Below are 17,077 nucleotides of genomic sequence, written 5' to 3'. Positions count from 1 at the left end.
GCAGATGACTGTGAAAATTGGCATTAACGGTTTTGGCCGTATAGGTAGAAACATGTTCAGGGCGCTCAGTAAGGACCCGTTGTTCAAGGATATCGAAGTCGTCGCCATCAATGACCTGACTGGAACCCCGACTCTTGCCCATTTGTTGAAATACGACTCGGTAATGGGCGTTTATGAAAAGGATGTACAGAGTGACGACAAGGGTATTATCGTCGATGGTAGACACATAGCGGTATCCAGCCAGAAAAATCCGGCGGAGATCCCCTGGGGACAGCTTGGTGTAGATTATGTTGCGGAATGTACCGGCATCTTTCGTGATGCGGAATCGGCTCAGGCCCATATTGATGGTGGTGCCAGCAAGGTGATCATCTCCGCTCCGGCCAAAGGCAGCGTCAAGACCTTTGTCATGGGGGTGAACGAGGATGAGTATGATGCGACCGAGCATCATATTGTTTCCAACGCCTCATGTACCACTAACTGCCTTGCACCTTTTGCCAAGGTTATCATGGATAAATTCGGTATCGAGCGCGGACTGATGACCACGGTTCATGCCTATACCGGTGATCAGCGGCTGCTGGATTTTCCCCACTCTGATTTGCGACGTGCCCGGGCCGCTGCGCTTTCCATGATTCCGACCAAGACTGGCGCTGCCGCCGCCGTCTCACTGGTTATTCCTGAATTGAAGGGGAAGTTTGACGGTTTGGCCGTGCGTGTTCCCACACCAACCGTCTCTTTGGTCGATGCAGTCATGGAGGTTGAGCGGGAAACGACGGTTGACGAGGTAAACCAGGCATTGAAAGAGGCCGCTAACAGATATCTGGGTTATACTGATCTGCCACTGGTTTCGATCGATTTCCAGGGTGACAGTCATTCCTCTATAGTTGATGGCTCCTGCACCAAGGTTATAGGTAAGACTGTCAAGGTGATGAGCTGGTATGACAACGAGTGGGGCTACTCAAATAGAATGCTTGACCTCATTCTTCACATGGAAGCGAATAAGCCGCTGTAGTCTTTCGTGTCTATGGAGTTCGAATGACGCCCCTGGAGTATTCCTAAAGGGGCGTTTTTTTTGATGCTTGTCAGGGGAAAACCGGAGGCGGTATAGTAAGTGGATATCGAATCCTCGTGGAGCTGGACGAGTGGCAATATGTTATCGGGAAAGGTTATGGACACGACGAAGACAGAAAACACCATCGAATCTGATGCCTTACGGGCTAATCTGCTGGAAACTGCGCAAACGGTGGAGATTGACCCCGAATTGCTGCTGTTGCTGGAGGTGGTTGACAAGTATAAGGGCTTGCATTCATCGCTTGAGAAACTGCTCTACGAAATCTGTCATCCGTTTCGTAACTGGAAGATCATTCTGCCACAACTGCGCAGCTTCGTCCTGAAAAACTCGAACCTCTATCGCGTCCATGAGAAAGGTCCTGCGGCTTTCCGGTGCTTTTCCCAGCTGTTTTTCGAAGCCCTGGAGGATTCTACCCGGTATCCCGCCTTGCTGAATCAGGTAGTGGGTGCCAAGCTCGCCTGGATAGACAAGATGATCACCCTTTTTAGCAGCGATGATATTCGCCGTTTTGAAGGTCCGTTAAATGAGATGTTCCGCCGGATTGAAGAGCTTGACCGGGAAGATGACGCCATCATTATGCATATTGTCCATGGTCAGCATTCGGTCACCAAGCTTGCCTCCCGCCTCCTTGCCTTTCGGGAGGGCGGCGAGCTGGAATTTAACTTCGAACCCCTGGCCTCGCTTGTGTGGACGGTACTAAGAAAGAATTACCTTTACTGGCTGCAGGAAGACGACCCACTACCCTGGTTCAACGAACATTGCGGTATTCTGACAGACGACGCGGGTTCGGCGGAACTCTTTGGCAAGGTTTCGCATTCGACTATGCAGACTCATGTCGATCTCCTTGAATCCCTGAATTGTGAGACTGAGCCGGTGATGGCATTGGAGAAGATGCTGCTGTTGCCCGGCCATGTGGATATCGTCCGCTATTATAGGGAGGTCCCTGGGATTTTGAACAATGCCGAACAGTCTCTGGCAACCTCTACGCAGAATAGTTCGGAGTTGCATCATTTTATCGAGAACAAAAAGCTACTATTTCTCTTTAAGATTATGGATACCAGGGGACTCTACCTCATCCATGAGGAGACCCTTCGCGAGATTAACCGCAGTCTAGTGCAGCTTGTCAGGCAGCAGACTTTTGAAGAGATTGAAGATTTTTTGCTCACCACCTTCAAGCTGCTAAAGGCCAATGTCGTCAAATTCCCCCACACATCTCTGCAGTGTATTCAGGTGCTTGGCGATGAGATCTTCGCCCGCGGCAACAGTCGCATGGTAGAGGCTTTTCTCTGGGGCGTAGTCCGTTTTGGCTTCCAGCACGCCGATGTTGAAGGCGTTGACGAAAACTGGCAGCCGTTGATTAATCCCGCCCATCTCAGCAACATCCGGGTTTGGCTACACCTGATCATGCGTGAGCCGAAATGGTGCGGCACCCTCTTTTCCGCACTTATCATCCATCTGAAACTTTCCGGCACCTGTATTAAGGATACCGATCTGTTCCAGCGTGATATCACCGAACTGCTGAATCATCCCATCGAGCCGATCTATAATCTTTCCAAACAGTTTACGAAGCTGATGCCGGTCTTCTACAACGAGATCGGCTCCGAAGGGGAGCTGCGTGATGTCTCCACAGAACTTGATGAGATTCATCGCCGCAAAGACCTCCTGATCCATTTCCTTCGTAAGCAGGGACATGTAGAGAGTTCAAATCTGATCGTCGACTTCATCAAGGCGATTTTTCAATTCTGGAAAACCCTGGATAAACCGCTTCTGATCCCCTTTGTGCCGGAAGAGGTCTATAATCAGATTGATTCAACCGGGCCGTTTGTGGACGAACAGCATCTGCTCAGTCAGAGGGTCTGGAGCCATTTTAACATTGTCGATGTTTACGATTTGCTGGAAGTGGATCATGAGAGTCTGAAGGAGTTGCTGGCCGAGCAGGTCGATCTGCAACCCCATGAAGTGCGACGCTTTGAATTGCTGGTAAAGATGTTCAAGCTTCTCTTTATGAAATATCGCTTAGGCTTTCAGGAGATTCGCACCGAGCTTGAGCAGGCGGTGCAGGATGGTTTTACCGAGATGGAGAAGGTGATCGAGGTATTGGACAACGAGAATACCGAGGAGTGTCTCGAGGTGATCTTGGAGGTCCTGGAAGGGTTGAAGACCATCATCCTTTCCGAAGAGAAGTTCGAGTCCCGTGAAGATATCTACTATAAACGGCATATTGCCGTGGATATTCCGTCTGTGTACGGGCGCTACAAGGAAAAGAAGTTTGACGCGCTGAGCCTGACCTTTCGGTTGGAGAATCTTGCCAATATTTATCTAGAGAAACTCCCCGATACGGTAAACCTCTCATTCATTACCCAGGCGACCTTCTGGCATATTATCCGCTGTCTTCGCATTTACATGAAGGCGCTGATGATTGACGGTATTACCTCGAGGCGACTCAATACCTACCTCTCATTACTCACCAACTCACTTAAGGTGAGGCGTTTTTCCTATACTCAGTATCTCGATATATTCAGGGGACTTTCCGAAGGTGTGAAAGATATCATCTACGCCTACTACACCAATATTCACCAGAACAACCTGTCGATGATCATCCCGCAGATCGGTGAAGACAATCTGCTCCCTAAATACAAAAGCCTCTATGTGGAGGACGAGATCGCCAATTCGATCCAGCGGTTGTCAGAGACATTTTTACGTGAGCTCATTTCCTCAACCTTTGGCTTGCAACATCTCGACAACTTTATTCTGCGGATCATCCAGACCTTGGAGAGCCAGAAGGATGAACTGGATAAGCAACATCTCGATCTGCTCATGACCTATAATCAGGAGAAGGCTATTTCCCTCTTGCACAAGCCTAATCCCTATACCCACAACCTGATCCATCTGGGGAATAAAGGTTTTAACCTAGCGACCCTGACTTCTGAGAACATTCCGGTGCCGCCCGCTTTTGTCATAACCACCGAAATCTTCCGCTGCCGCGACGTCGTGTTCGGTTATACCCAGGCGCGGGAAGAGTTCATGCAACGGATTCGCGAGTCTTTGACTGAAGTTGAGCGACTCACGGGCAGGGTCTATGGATCGCATGAACGCCCACTTCTTCTCTCGGTGCGCAGCGGCGGGGCCATATCGATGCCTGGCATGATGGCAACGGTGCATAATGTCGGCTATAACGAGGATATTATCGCCGACTATGTCAGTATGAACGGTAATGAATATGTGGCCTGGGATAACTATCGTCGATTTCTGCAGTCCTGGGCCATGATATCCGGGGTTGAGCGCGAGGATTTTCAGGAATTAATGAACGCGGCCAAGGCTCGGCATGGTGTGGCTTTGAAGAGACAGTTCTCCGCCGAGCAGATGAAAGAGCTGGCTCTGTCGTATCAGAAACTGACCCGGCAGCGAGGCATGGGGATTCCCGACGATCCATGGCTGCAGCTGGTGAATGCCATAGAGCTGGTGCTCGACTCCTGGGATACCAGGAAAGCTTCCGATTACCGTCGGATTATGGATGTGAGTGATTCGTGGGGTACTGCGGTGATTGTCCAGGCCATGGTGTTTGGTAATAAGAGCGAAACGGCGGGTTCAGGTGTGGTGTTTACGGCCCATCCGTATCGGAAGGTGCAGAGGGTCGCCCTTTGGGGTGACTACGCCTATGGTGATCAGGGTGAAGATATCGTCTCCGGCCTCGTCACCAGCTATGCTATTTCGGTGGAGCAGGCAGAACTCGATGGTCGATCGGTTGATGATACCCTGGAGAGACGTTTTCCGAATATCTATGCTGAACTGCTGAAAATATCGCGGGATCTGGTCTATTATAAGCGCTGGAATCCGCAGGAGATTGAATTCACCTTCGAAGGGCCGGAACCGGACAATCTTTATCTCTTGCAGACCCGTGACATGATCACCATCAAGAAGAAAGAGCACTTAAGCGTCTTCATCGAATCCGATAGTCTAGCCGAATGTCATCTGGGTCAGGGGATTGGTGTCTCCGGATCGGCACTTTCCGGGCGGGCGGTGTTCACCGAGGAAAATATTATCGAAATGCGGGCCAAGGATCCCAGCACACCCCTGATCCTCATCCGTTCAGATACAGTCCCTGAAGATATCAAGGTTATCAGCATGGCTGATGCATTGCTTACTTCACGGGGAGGACAGACCTCGCACGCATCGGTGGTCGCGGTTCGCTTGGAAAAAACATGTGTGGTGGGCGTTCGGCAGTTGAAGGTCTATGAAACGGGGCAATATTGCGAAATTGGCGACCACCGGATTTATTTTGGAGATGCGGTCTCTATCGACGGTCGTAATGGAGTGGTATTGCGGGGCACCCATCCGATCCGAGAGGAGCATCATATCCTGCCAATCTGATGAAGCGCGGTAAAGAACAATGCGCCGGGCCTTCTGATAAAGGCCTGTCGTATTGATGCATTCAATTGAATTTTATGGTTTTTTCCTCTCCTGGATATGTACTGCATAAAGAATGTCAAGAAATGTGCTGATAAGTCTGGACATTTTGCCTGAGGTGCTTATATAATAAGCAGCATAATCCTCTCGTTAGGTGTTGATGCTGTATCTCCATCGGAGTTGTTCCGTAATATAGCGTATTGTTTATATAATTAATTCGCGTCTGGTTGTGACGCCGTATGTTTTGGTATGTCTGATAGTTTTTAATGCACGTGTAAAACGTCTTATGACCTGCTGGTTGAGCAGAGTGGCTTTCAGTGCCGCAATGCGCAACCAGTGGCTATCCTGTATTTTTATCAAACCACAAATGTAAGAGGTGATGATCTATGGCACCAAAAGCCTATCTCAAAGGACCGAAACTGTTTTCTCTGGCACGTAAAAAAGCACTTCGGATGGATATCCCGCAGTATAAAGGCATCAAACTTTCCGAGCTGATCAGCAGAATTCAGGAGAAGGAAGGAAACCTGCCGTGCTACCAGCAGAGGGAGGTTTGTACCCAGACAAATTGCTGTTGGCAGGCATCATGCTGTCCAAAGATGGTAGATCAGATGAAAACAGCGAAAGCCTGATATTGTGGTAAAGGAGCTGGTGTTGTTTGCCGCTGGCAATCAGGCGGAAGGTGATGTTCCAATCCTATTTTCCGGAACACCAAGTTTCTTTAATATCAGTCCGAGCGGACAGAATTTGGTGAAGCCGAACTGCAGCAGGTTCGCACCGACAAACGCGGTGAAGAACAGCCAGTAGCTGCTATGGTACAATGGGCTAGCCTCTACTCCGAGAGCGAGACTCACTAGGATGAATGTACCGGCAATTGCGTGAATCCAGTCTGTTATGATCATCTTATACCTCCATGATGGGGCCTGAAATGATCCCAGGTCCCATGATTAGTCAAACGTGGGGCAGAACAACTTGCGCATGGTCTGGATCAGTTCCAGGATGCGCTTGTCTGTTATTCTGTTATAGATAAAATTTGCATCCTTTCGGTAGTCGATGATTCCCTGACTGCGGAGGATGTTCAGGTGCTGAGACACATTGGCATTGGTTGTTTCAACCTGATCACGGATGTCGCCGACAGAAAGTTCTTTATCCTGCAACAGACAGAGAATTTTCAGTCGAATGGGGTGAGACATCGATTTGAGAATCTTTGACATCGCGTCGATCTGATCATCTTTCATAGTTTTGCCTCGGTATGCATTTAAGCTTTTAATATAATTATTATGCAGGACGTGTAAAGCATAGTACTAACATCTTCTTTTTACCAAGGAATTTTTCTTCTGGATAGTTTTTTTCATCTTTGCGGTATCTAAGAGCCGTATTCTTCTGATGTTTCATCTGTGTTGCCGGCTGGCAAATCCTACATTGTCGGCTCTCTTTTCGTTAATAATAGTGGTGAAAGCGAACTTTATTCTTTACTATAGTGCGGAAACAGCGATTTAATCCTGAAGGAAGTGGATTCTTGAGGGGCTGGTTGGGGCCAGTCTGGAAGATTGTGTTGCTGATTTCCTCACACTATTGACTCAGGTTCTGTGGTTGAGACTACAGTCAGCTGTTGACGTGAATTTCGCCTTGATGATGACCAGAAACAGAATGCAGGGAGGAGAATATGAGCGGCGACACCACCATGTTCCACGGCCTGTCTGGGAAAACACGTTCCGATGGACCGGCATCAGCCGAGATAGAGAGGCGGGGAGGGGCCGGGGTTCGCGAAACCAAAGATACAGCCATGCTCTTTCCTGAAGATGCTGTACGTTTCTGGGGGGAACAGGCTGAGGCGCTGGTCAGCTGGTCCGAAGGTTGGTCCAGTGTGTTGTCAGGGGAAAAAGAGATGAGCAGTGTCCGCTGGTTTGACGGGGCAAAGCTCAATGTTGCCTATAATTGCATAGACCGGCATCTCGCCAGAGGTCGAAAAAATAAAGCGGCTCTCATCTGGCAGGGCGATTGTAATGATGATGTGCGGGTTTTTACCTATCAGATGTTGCACATGGAGGTTAGTCGCTTTGCCAATGTCTTGAAAAAGTATGGGGTCAAAAAGGGGGATCGTGTCGTTATCTACCTGCCGATGATCCCTGAGCTGCCCATTGCCATGCTGGCCTGTGCCCGAATCGGCGCGACTCACTCTGTAGTTTTTGCAGGCTTTTCTGCTGTGAGTCTCAGGCAGAGGATCGAGGATTGCGGTGCCCGACTGGTTATTACAGCCGACCATGTTGTTCGTGGCGGGAAGGTGCTGCCACTCAAAACACATATCGATCAGGCGCTCTCCACTCTCTCTCAGGTCCTCAACTGTATTGTTGTCAAACGGGGAGACGGAGATGTCTCCATGCAGGAAGGGAGGGATCTCTGGTATCACCGGGAAATAAACTGCATTGATATTCTCCCGGAGTGTGAGCCTGAAGAGATGGCCGCCGATGATCCTCTGTTTATTTTATACACATCCGGCTCTACTGGTAAGCCCAAGGGTGTGGTCCACTGCTGTGGCGGTTACCTGGTCTATACCCTCTACTCCTGCCAGTATGTTTTTGCATTACACGAAGACGATACCTACTGGTGCACGGCGGATATTGGCTGGATAACCGGACATACCTGCACCGTCTATGGCCCACTCGGTCTTGGCGCCACCACCCTTATGTTTGAGGGGATACCGTCCTACCCCGGGCCTGACAGGTTCTGGCAGATTGTCGAAAAATATGGGGTATCCATCTTTTATACGGCCCCAACGGTAATTCGGGCACTGATGCGTTATGGGAATGAGCCGGCAGAAATTCATGATCTTTCTTCACTCCGTATCCTTGGCTCAGTCGGGGCACCGCTCAATACCGACGCCTGGAAGTGGTACAACACGGTGATTGGTCAGGAGTTGCTGCCTATAATGGATACCTGGTGGCAGACGGAAACAGGTGGAATTATGATCTCATCACTCCCTGAGCTTGGTGGAGGGCAAGGTTGTGCCGGTGGCAAACCACTTCCAGGAGTCGATGCTGTTATTCTCGATGAGAACGGCCAAGAGGCTTCTGTCGGGGTTACCGGCAGCCTGGTGATCCGCCACCCCTGGCCGGGAATGCTGACCGGCTTGTTTGGTGATGGTCGTGAGTATCTGGTGAACTATTACCAAAAATTCCCAGGTATGTTTTTCACAGGCGACAGCGGGTGTCGAAATGCAAACGGCTGTCTTGCCATTACCGGTCGTCTCGATGACGTGATAACCATTTCCGGTCACAGGATCGGTACAGCGGAGGTGGAATCAGCACTGGTGAGCCACACTTCCGTGGCGGAGGCCGCGGTGGTGGCTATGCCGCACCCAGTCAAGGGGCAGGCTATTTATGCGTATGTCAGTGTGAAGGATGATGTTGGACAGGATGATCAGTTGATAGAAGAGTTGAAGAGCCATGTTCGTAAACAGATTGGTGCGATAGCGACACCAGATGTTATCCAGGTTGCCGGGGGCCTGCCGAAAACCAGAAGCGGCAAGATCATGCGCAGGGTGTTGCGGAAAATCGCAGCAAAAGAATATAACGATTTTGGCGATACCTCAGCTTTGGCAGATCCGTCGATTATCTCTGATCTCATTGCTTGCAGGAAAAACGAAGCCTGAAATCCCTTCATCTATTCACATAACAATCTGATGCTGCCATGCGCCGGCTATGTGCCGGCGCATCTTTTTTGGTGGCGGCGGGAGGATACTCTTGAATCTGGTGAAAGAAAAGAGTTAATTAGACGGGTATCTGAAGGAATTACACCCATTATTGCGATAGTCATTGTATCTGTTCCGACTATTAAGAGCTTGGTTATGGAATGATTTTGTGAACGGAGGGACTATGAAACCTGCTGGTCAGCTTTTGACTGCCGATACCTGCTATCTCCACGTGATTGATGTGCAGGAGAGTTTGATGCGACAGATTCACGGGGTGGAACAGGTGACCTCCGTGACAGCAATGATGATGAAATTTGCTCAAATCATGGAAATTCCTGTCTTGGCCAATACCCAGTACAAGAAGGGGCTGGGGCTCTATGTACCGGAGCTGGAAGAACTTGCGGTTGGCATTCCCCGTCCCGATAAGGTCGAGTTTAGTGCCATGGCCAACGAGGAGACATTAGCATTGGTGGAGAAGCTCCCGAAAAACATAACCAATGTGATTCTGGTCGGTGTTGAGACCCATATCTGCATTTATCAGACCGCCATGGGTGCTCTGGCGCGGGGATTGACCCCGTGGATTGTTTCGGACGGTGTTTCCAGCAGGCGTAGAGAACACCACGAAGCTGGTATTGCCCGACTCAGTGCTGCAGGTGCCAATGTTGGGCCGGGAGAGATGTTGATCTATGAGTTGCTTGGCCGCGCGGGAACACCGCAGTTCAAGCAGGTATTGCCGCTCATAGTTGCGCAGGGCTGATGCCCAGGCACACTATCGTAAGCTGACACCGGATAATGTCCGGATACGGTACTCAAGGGAATACGGGAACCGTGTTATGAATTAATGAAATTGAAGAGTATTTATGAAAGGCAACGAGATTCGATCGAAATTTTTGGAATATTTTGAAAAAAACGCACATACGATAGTTGAGAGTTCTTCGCTGGTGCCAAAAGACGACCCAACCCTGCTCTTTACTAATGCTGGTATGGTGCAGTTCAAGACCGTATTCATGGGCGAAGACAAGCGCGACTATGTCCGCGCAGTTACCAGTCAGCGTTGTGTTCGAGCCGGCGGCAAGCATAACGATCTGGAGAATGTTGGTTATACTGCCAGGCATCATACCTTTTTCGAAATGCTCGGGAACTTTTCTTTCGGTAACTACTTCAAAGAAGATGCGATCCGTTTTGCCTGGGACTTTTTAACTGTTGAACTCAAAATACGTCCTGAAAATCTCTGGGTTTCCATTTTTGATGATGACGATGAGGCTTATGCGCTTTGGGAAAAGGTTGAGGATCTACCAAAAGGGCGCATCGTCCGCATGGGTGAAAAGGACAATTTCTGGGCCATGGGTGATACCGGACCATGTGGTCCTTGCTCCGAAATTCATATTGATCAGGGCGCGGCGGCTGGCTGCGGCAGCCCTGATTGCAAACTCGGTTGCGATTGTGACCGGTTTCTCGAGCTGTGGAACCTGGTCTTCATGCAATTCAACCGTTCCGAAGATGGCACGATGACGCCGTTGCCAAAGCCGAGTATTGACACAGGCATGGGCCTTGAACGGGTTGCGGCGGTGCTGCAGGGCAAATACAACAACTACGATTCGGACCTCTTCTTACCGATTATAAAACGGCTGGAAAAACTCTCCGGTAAAACCTATGGCGAAATTGACAGCGTCAATGTTGCCATGCGGGTCATTGCCGACCACGCCAGGGCCACCACTTTCCTGGTGGCGGATGGGGTACTGCCATCCAATGAGGGGCGCGGCTATGTGCTCAGAAGGATTATGCGAAGAGCCGTACGCTACGGCAAGAACCTTGGGCTTGACAAACCGTTCATGGAGGATGTGACCGATGCCGTTGTCGCGGCTATGGCCGATGCCTATCCGCATCTGCTTGGTGCTGTCACCCTGTTGAAAAAGGTGGTGAACAACGAGGAGGAGCGTTTCCGTGAGACCTTGGAGCATGGACTTTTGCTACTCGATGAAAAGATTGCTCAGATGAAGGACGGTACGGAAACGGTTATTGACGGTGAATTTATCTTTAAGCTCTACGATACCTTCGGTTTCCCATTTGATATTGTCCGCGACATTGCCCTCGAAAAAAAGGTGGGCTTTGATGAGAGCGGTTTTCTTGCAGCAATGGATGCCCAGCGGAGTAAATCCCGCGCTTCCCGTAAAGGGGAGGGTGTGCGTTTGAAGGATGAAGGTGTAAAGAGCCTTGCTGAAAAGGGGCTGAAATCTGAATTTACCGGCTATAACTCTCTGACAGAAACAGTGACTGTCGATGGCTTGATTGATGGCGAGGGTAAGAGCGTTTCAGTGCTTGCAGCAGGTGATGGCGGTAGGGTCTTTTTTACCAAAACGCCCTTTTATGCTGAATCTGGCGGCCAGTTGGGTGATCGAGGTCAGCTCCGCTGGCAGAGTGGCAGCGGTGAGGTTTTCAATACTATGAAAGAAGGTGAAGGCCTGGTACTTCATGAGGTACGGATTACCGAGGGCTCACTGGCGTTGGGGCAGACTGTCGAGCTGACAGTGGCAAAGAAAATGCGACGGGCGACTGCAGCTAATCATTCCGCTACCCATTTGCTGCAGGCTGCACTTATCAAAGTACTTGGCGATCATGTCAAGCAGTCGGGTTCCCTCGTGGGACCGGAGCGGCTCCGCTTTGACTTTACCCATTTCTCGCCCATGACAGAGAAGGAACTTGAGCAGGTTGAAGTTTTGGTCAATGATGCAATACGGGATAACATGCTGGTCGAGACAGCGGTTCTCGCCAAAGAAGATGCGATCCAGGGAGGTGCCACTGCACTGTTCGGGGAAAAATATGATGACCATGTCCGCGTGGTTTCCATGGGTGATTTTAGCCGTGAACTTTGCGGTGGTACCCATGTTGGCGCATCCGGAGAAATTGGTCTTTTCAAAATTCTGTCCGAGAGCGGTATCGCTGCCGGTGTGAGACGTATCGAGGCCATAGCCGGTGAACCGGCCTTTATGCTGGCACAGGATGTCTCCCGACGAGAACGACGTCTGAGTGAGCTTCTGAACGCCCGTGACGAGGAAATCGTTGCCAAGGTCGAGGCGATTCTCGCCAATCAGAAGAAACTAGAAAAACAGATCGGTGAGCTGGCGGCAAAACTTGCCTCTTCGGATCTCGACTCAATCCTGCAGGGGGCAATTGAGATAGCAGGTGTGAGGGTGCTTGCTGCCGAGATACCACTGGATAGCCCGAAGACGCTCCGTGATGTCGGGGACAAGATTCGGGACACCATGGGGTCGGCCGTTGCGGTGCTGGGCGGTGAAGTCAATGGCAAAGTTGCCCTGCTGGCCATAGTCTCAAAAGATCTCACCGGCAAGGTCAAAGCGGGCGATATCGTTGGCAAGGTGGCGCAGGTGGTTGGCGGCAAGGGTGGTGGTCGGCCCGATATGGCGCAGGCCGGTGGACCAATGGTCGACAAGCTTACGGAAGCCATTGGTCAGGTGCCGAAAATAGTTGAATCTCTCCTTGGCAACTGATTGAGTTATGAGAAAAAGCTGGTTTCTAAAAAGAAACCAGCTTTTCTGTATAGGAATCTAAGAGCGCTAACTCTCTTTGGTTTCAGCTGAAAACGAGCGGTTGTCAAGTCGATAAAGTGGTTGACAGCGCCCTATATATACAGTAAAGATTTTTTGCTATTGTGAATGGTCGTTCAGTGTAAAAATAGAACGATTCTCAGTTTTTGATGCCAGTTTTTGCCGTATTTGCGGTTATCATTCACCGCGGTGAATGTTAGTGTTTTTATTTTCTTATCCAAGTTAATCGGGGGCTTAACGACATGATTACGATGGACATTACTTTGGTGATTCAGATCATCAACATGTTTGTACTCATGTTTCTCCTTAACAGTGTTCTTTACAAACCAGTAAAGAAAATACTGAAGGAGAGATCTGAAAAGCTGCTGGGGATGCAGGCGGATATCTCGAAATCTGAGAATAACGCCCAACTCCGGCAGGCAGAAGTCGATGCGAAAATGGCCAAAGCATCCGGCAAGGCAAAAGCGGCGCTGGACACCGCCAGAGCGGAAGCTCAGGCGGCAGGTGACAGCAAGCTTGCCGAGATCAAGGCAGCGGCTGATGCCGACAAGGCAAAGCAGTTGGCTGAGATCAGTTCTCAGATTGAGAACGCCAGGAAGACCCTTCATGGTAATCTTGAAGGTTTCGCGGCAGAGATGGCCGGTAAAATTCTGGGAAGGAGTCTCTAGCGATGAAGAGTGTGAAGCAAGCAGCCAGACTGCTCATTCTGGCAATGGTAGCACTTTGTTTTACCTTTTCAGCGGCGTCTGTCTGGGCATCTTCAACCCAGCCTACCCACGGTACCGAACAGCAGGCGGCCGCAGGCCATGATGCCGCGGCTACAGCCTCTCATGATGCTGCGCCCGCCGAAGGACATGGCGAAGCCGCTGCAGGGAGCCACGGTGCCGCAGGCGGTAGTCTCTCCGCTGCTAAGCTGAAAGATCTTGGCCTCAGGGTTATGAACTTTGCGGTTCTTCTGTTCCTGCTGGTGAAATTTGCTGCCAAGCCAATTGGTTCAGGACTTGCCGGCCGTCGTAAGGCTATCAAGGACGAAATCGAAGAACTTGAAGCAAAAAAGGCAACTGCAGAGAAGTCATATAAAGAATTTGAACAGAAACTGGCTACAGTTGAAAAGGATATCGACAAGGTCGTTGATCGGGCCATAGCTCAGGCTGAGGTAGAAAAAGCGAAGATCATCGAGAAAGCCGAGCAGGCTGCAGCAGATATCAAACGTCAGGCGGAGATGTTGATCCAGAAAGAGATCATGGAAGCCAGACGTACCCTGAAAAATGAAGTGGCAGAGCAGGCCGCTGTGCTGGCTGAGGAATTGATCGTGAAGAATCTCACCGCCGATGATCAGGTGAAGATTGTTGAAGATTATCTCGATAAAGTGGGGGCCGTACAGTGAAACAGACAATTCTAGCACGAAGATACGCCAAAGCTCTTTTTGCGGTTGGTAAAGAGCAGGGTACCTATGAGGCGTACAAAGACGCCTTGCAGGCTCTGGGCGCACTTTTTGAGACTACTCCAGAAGTGGCCGATGCGCTGACCAATCCGCTCTACCCAATGGATATCCGGGAAAAGGTCATGGCCGGTATCGTCAAATCTATTGACGCCGACAAGGTCCTGGGCAATTTCCTTAACCTGCTGGTTCAGAAAAAGCGGGCTGAGATTCTTCCAGAGATAGCAGAAGCATACCAGGTCATGGTTGATGAAGAGCAGAACATCAGCCATGGCAGTGTCATTTCAGCGGTTGAATTGAGTGATGAATTGCAGGCCAAGGTTCGGGCTACACTTGAAAAGTTAACAGGCAAGAAGGTGGAACTGACAATCAGTGTCGATCCGTCGATTATCGGCGGGGTGATCGCCAAAGTTGGCGACATGGTACTGGATGGAAGTATAAAAGCACAACTTGCAGGTTTAAAAGATTCCATTAAGGGGAGAGAATAGATGCAGATCAAAGCCGAAGAAATCAGTCAGATCATTAAAGAGCAGATTGGCGAGTATGAGACACGTATTGACCTCAACGAAACCGGTACCGTTATTTCGGTAGGTGACGGTATCGCCCGTGTATACGGTGTCCAGAACTGTATGGCCATGGAGCTCCTCGAGTTCCCGGGCGGCATCATGGGTCTTGCCCTGAACCTTGAGCAGGACAACGTCGGTTGTGCTGTACTTGGCGACGTTGCCCACATCAAGGAAGGTGACATTGTCAAGCGTACCGGCAGAATTGCCGAGGTTCCGGTTGGTCCTGAAATGGAAGGTCGCGTTGTTGACGCCATTGGTGCACCTATCGATGGCCAAGGCCCGATCGCCGCTACTCGCACCTCCAAAATTGAGGTTCTGGCTCCTGGTGTTATCGCCAGAAAGGGCGTACATGAGCCGTGCTACACCGGTGCCAAAGCTGTTGACGCCATGACCCCGGTTGGCCGCGGTCAGCGTGAGTTGGTTATCGGCGACCGTCAGATCGGCAAGACCGCTCTCTGTGTTGACGCCATTATTGCTCAGAAGAACACCGATGTTCACTGTATCTACGTAGCCGTTGGTCAGAAAAAGTCTACAGTTGCCCTGGTTGTTGAAGCCCTCAGAAAACATGGTGCAATGGAGTACACCACCGTTGTTGCCGCTTGTGCTTCCGATCCTGCACCAATGCAGTACATCGCACCGTTTGCCGGCTGCGCCATGGGCGAATATTTCCGCGATAACGGCATGCATGCCCTGATCATCTATGATGATCTCTCCAAACAGGCTGTCGCCTATCGCGAGCTCTCCCTGCTGCTTCGTCGTCCGCCGGGACGTGAGGCATACCCTGGTGACATTTTCTTCAACCACTCCCGTCTTCTTGAGCGTGCTGCCAAAGTAAACGACGATCTTGGTGCAGGTTCACTTACCGCCCTGCCGATCATCGAGACCCAGGCAGGCGACGTTTCCGCCTTCATCCCGACCAACGTTATTTCCATTACCGACGGTCAGGTATACCTGGAACCGAACCTCTTCTTCTCCGGTGTTCGTCCGGCGATTAACGTTGGTCTGTCGGTTTCCCGCGTTGGTGGTGCTGCCCAGGTAAAGGCAATGAAGCAGGTTGCCGGTACCCTTCGTCTTGACCTTGCCCAGTTCCGCGAACTTGCCGCATTCGCCGCTTTCGGTTCCGATCTTGATGCTGCAACCCAGGCCAAGCTGACCCGCGGTGAGCGTCTTGTTGAGATTCTGAAGCAGCCTCAGTATCAGCCGCTGCCAATGGAGAAGCAGGTTACCATCATCTATGCCGGCTCCAACGGTTACCTCGACAAACTGCCGGTGAGCTCGCTGGCAGAGTACGAGCGCGAACTGTACAGCTACATTGAGTCCAATGAGCCTTCGATCTTTACCGATCTCGTTGCTGAAAAGGCCTTCACTGATCCGATCAAGGAGAAACTCAATAAACTGCTGACCAGCTTTGGCGAAACTTTCAAGGCAACAAAAGGTCTTAACTAATACAGATAGGTACCGATATGCCGAGTTTAAAAGAAGTTAAAACAAAGATCTCGGGTGTGAAGAAAACATCCCAGATCACCAAAGCCATGAACATGGTCGCCGCGGCAAAACTGCGCGGCGCCCAGGAGAAGATGGAAGCGTTTCGTCCATATACCTCCAAGTTCAATGAGGCTATGTCGAATCTTTCAGCCGGAGCAAATCCTGATCAGTTTCCCCTCATGGAAACTCGTGAGGTAAAAAATGTCGAGCTGGTCGTAGTGACCTCCGATCGAGGGCTTTGTGGTTCTTTCAATGCCAACATCATCAAACAGGCTCTGAGGATGATGGAGGCTTACGAGAAAGAAGGCAAGACCGTAAACTTCGTCTGTGTTGGAAAAAAAGCTCACCAGGCGCTCCGTAAAACCGGTAAGGTTCGTAAATCCTATACCGCTATTATGGCGCATTTCCAGATGTTCAATGCCAGAGAGATTGCTTCGGATGTTGCAGATCAGTTCTTAAAAGGTGCTTGCGACAAAGTCGAGGTTCTCTACAGTGAGTTCAAATCGGTTGCATCGCAGAGGCCGGTTGCCAAGCAGATGCTTCCTGTCCAGCCGATCGAGACTGAAGGCGAAACAGCAAACAAGCAATCCGGTGATTACATCTATGAACCTTCAGAAGAAGAGATCATGGATGTACTGCAACCGCTCTACCTGAACGTTGTCGTCTATGCAGCCATGCTTGAGGTTGGCGCCGGTGAGCATGCCGCGCGAATGACCGCAATGGATAATGCGACCAACGCTTGTAAGGATATTGTTTCGAACCTGACAGTTGTCTACAACAAGGCTCGCCAGGCCGCCGTTACCAACGAACTTATGGATATTGTTGGCGGTGCAGAAGCCCTGAAATGATTTTTTG

13 protein-coding genes are annotated in these 17,077 nt (G+C 50.4%); 11 read left to right on the top strand and 2 right to left on the bottom strand.

Annotation, left to right across the window (positions count from 1 at the left end):
* Positions 1-4: 4 nt before the first annotated feature.
* The 3 genes from gap to BUF15_RS06590 all read left to right on the top strand — a co-directional run bounded on the left by gap (position 5) and on the right by BUF15_RS06590 (position 6,105).
* Entirely contained in the window at positions 5-1,009 is a 1,005-nt protein-coding gene (gene gap / locus BUF15_RS06600) for a type I glyceraldehyde-3-phosphate dehydrogenase (protein WP_073612680.1), read from the top strand.
* A 156-nt stretch (positions 1,010-1,165) separates the two neighbouring features.
* Positions 1,166-5,440: a PEP/pyruvate-binding domain-containing protein gene (locus tag BUF15_RS06595; RefSeq protein ID WP_073612679.1), complete on the top strand. Its 4,275-nt coding sequence runs from the start codon at positions 1,166-1,168 to the stop codon at positions 5,438-5,440.
* Positions 5,441-5,862: 422 nt separating this feature from the next.
* Positions 5,863-6,105, top strand: a complete 243-nt coding sequence (locus BUF15_RS06590; protein ID WP_073612678.1) for a hypothetical protein — start codon at positions 5,863-5,865, stop codon at positions 6,103-6,105.
* A gap of 39 nt (positions 6,106-6,144) precedes the next feature.
* Here the strand turns inward: BUF15_RS06590 and BUF15_RS06585 are convergent, their stop codons facing one another.
* Together BUF15_RS06585 and BUF15_RS06580 are read right to left on the bottom strand one after the other, a co-directional pair.
* A complete protein-coding gene (locus tag BUF15_RS06585; protein WP_073612677.1) occupies positions 6,145-6,375 on the bottom strand; it encodes a YgaP family membrane protein in 231 nt (76 codons plus the stop codon).
* A 45-nt stretch (positions 6,376-6,420) separates the two neighbouring features.
* Positions 6,421-6,711 carry an ArsR/SmtB family transcription factor gene (locus BUF15_RS06580; RefSeq protein ID WP_073612676.1) on the bottom strand — a complete coding sequence of 97 codons (291 nt, stop codon included), beginning with the start codon at positions 6,709-6,711 and terminating at the stop codon, positions 6,421-6,423.
* A gap of 446 nt (positions 6,712-7,157) precedes the next feature.
* On the opposite strand from BUF15_RS06580, the gene acs reads away from it, so the two are divergent.
* The 8 genes from acs (at position 7,158) to atpG (ending at position 17,070) form a co-directional block, all read left to right on the top strand.
* Positions 7,158-9,125 (top strand): acetate--CoA ligase, encoded by a 1,968-nt coding sequence (acs, locus tag BUF15_RS06575; RefSeq protein ID WP_084553689.1) that lies wholly within the window; start codon positions 7,158-7,160, stop codon positions 9,123-9,125.
* A gap of 223 nt (positions 9,126-9,348) precedes the next feature.
* Positions 9,349-9,921 (top strand): isochorismatase family protein, encoded by a 573-nt coding sequence (locus BUF15_RS06570; protein WP_073612674.1) that lies wholly within the window; start codon positions 9,349-9,351, stop codon positions 9,919-9,921.
* 103 nt (positions 9,922-10,024) lie between these two features.
* Positions 10,025-12,673 carry an alanine--tRNA ligase gene (alaS, locus tag BUF15_RS06565; RefSeq protein WP_073612673.1) on the top strand — a complete coding sequence of 883 codons (2,649 nt, stop codon included), beginning with the start codon at positions 10,025-10,027 and terminating at the stop codon, positions 12,671-12,673.
* 299 nt (positions 12,674-12,972) lie between these two features.
* A complete protein-coding gene (locus BUF15_RS06560) occupies positions 12,973-13,398 on the top strand; it encodes an ATP synthase F0 subunit B (protein WP_073612672.1) in 426 nt (141 codons plus the stop codon).
* Between the two features lie 2 nt (positions 13,399-13,400).
* Positions 13,401-14,117, top strand: coding sequence for a F0F1 ATP synthase subunit B family protein (locus tag BUF15_RS06555; protein ID WP_073612671.1), 717 nt, complete (start codon positions 13,401-13,403; stop codon positions 14,115-14,117).
* Entirely contained in the window at positions 14,114-14,659 is a 546-nt protein-coding gene (locus BUF15_RS06550; RefSeq protein ID WP_073612670.1) for a F0F1 ATP synthase subunit delta, read from the top strand. The genes BUF15_RS06555 and BUF15_RS06550 overlap by 4 nt, the downstream gene beginning before the upstream one ends.
* Positions 14,660-16,183 carry a F0F1 ATP synthase subunit alpha gene (atpA, locus tag BUF15_RS06545; protein ID WP_073612669.1) on the top strand — a complete coding sequence of 508 codons (1,524 nt, stop codon included), beginning with the start codon at positions 14,660-14,662 and terminating at the stop codon, positions 16,181-16,183.
* 17 nt (positions 16,184-16,200) lie between these two features.
* Positions 16,201-17,070, top strand: a complete 870-nt coding sequence (gene atpG / locus BUF15_RS06540) for an ATP synthase F1 subunit gamma (protein ID WP_073612668.1) — start codon at positions 16,201-16,203, stop codon at positions 17,068-17,070.
* The last annotated feature ends 7 nt before the right edge of the window (positions 17,071-17,077 follow it).

The sequence above is a fragment of the Desulfopila aestuarii DSM 18488 genome (genome assembly GCF_900143695.1).
Lineage (GTDB): Bacteria > Desulfobacterota > Desulfobulbia > Desulfobulbales > Desulfocapsaceae > Desulfopila > Desulfopila aestuarii.
This window is presented reverse-complemented; position numbering and strand designations above follow the sequence as displayed.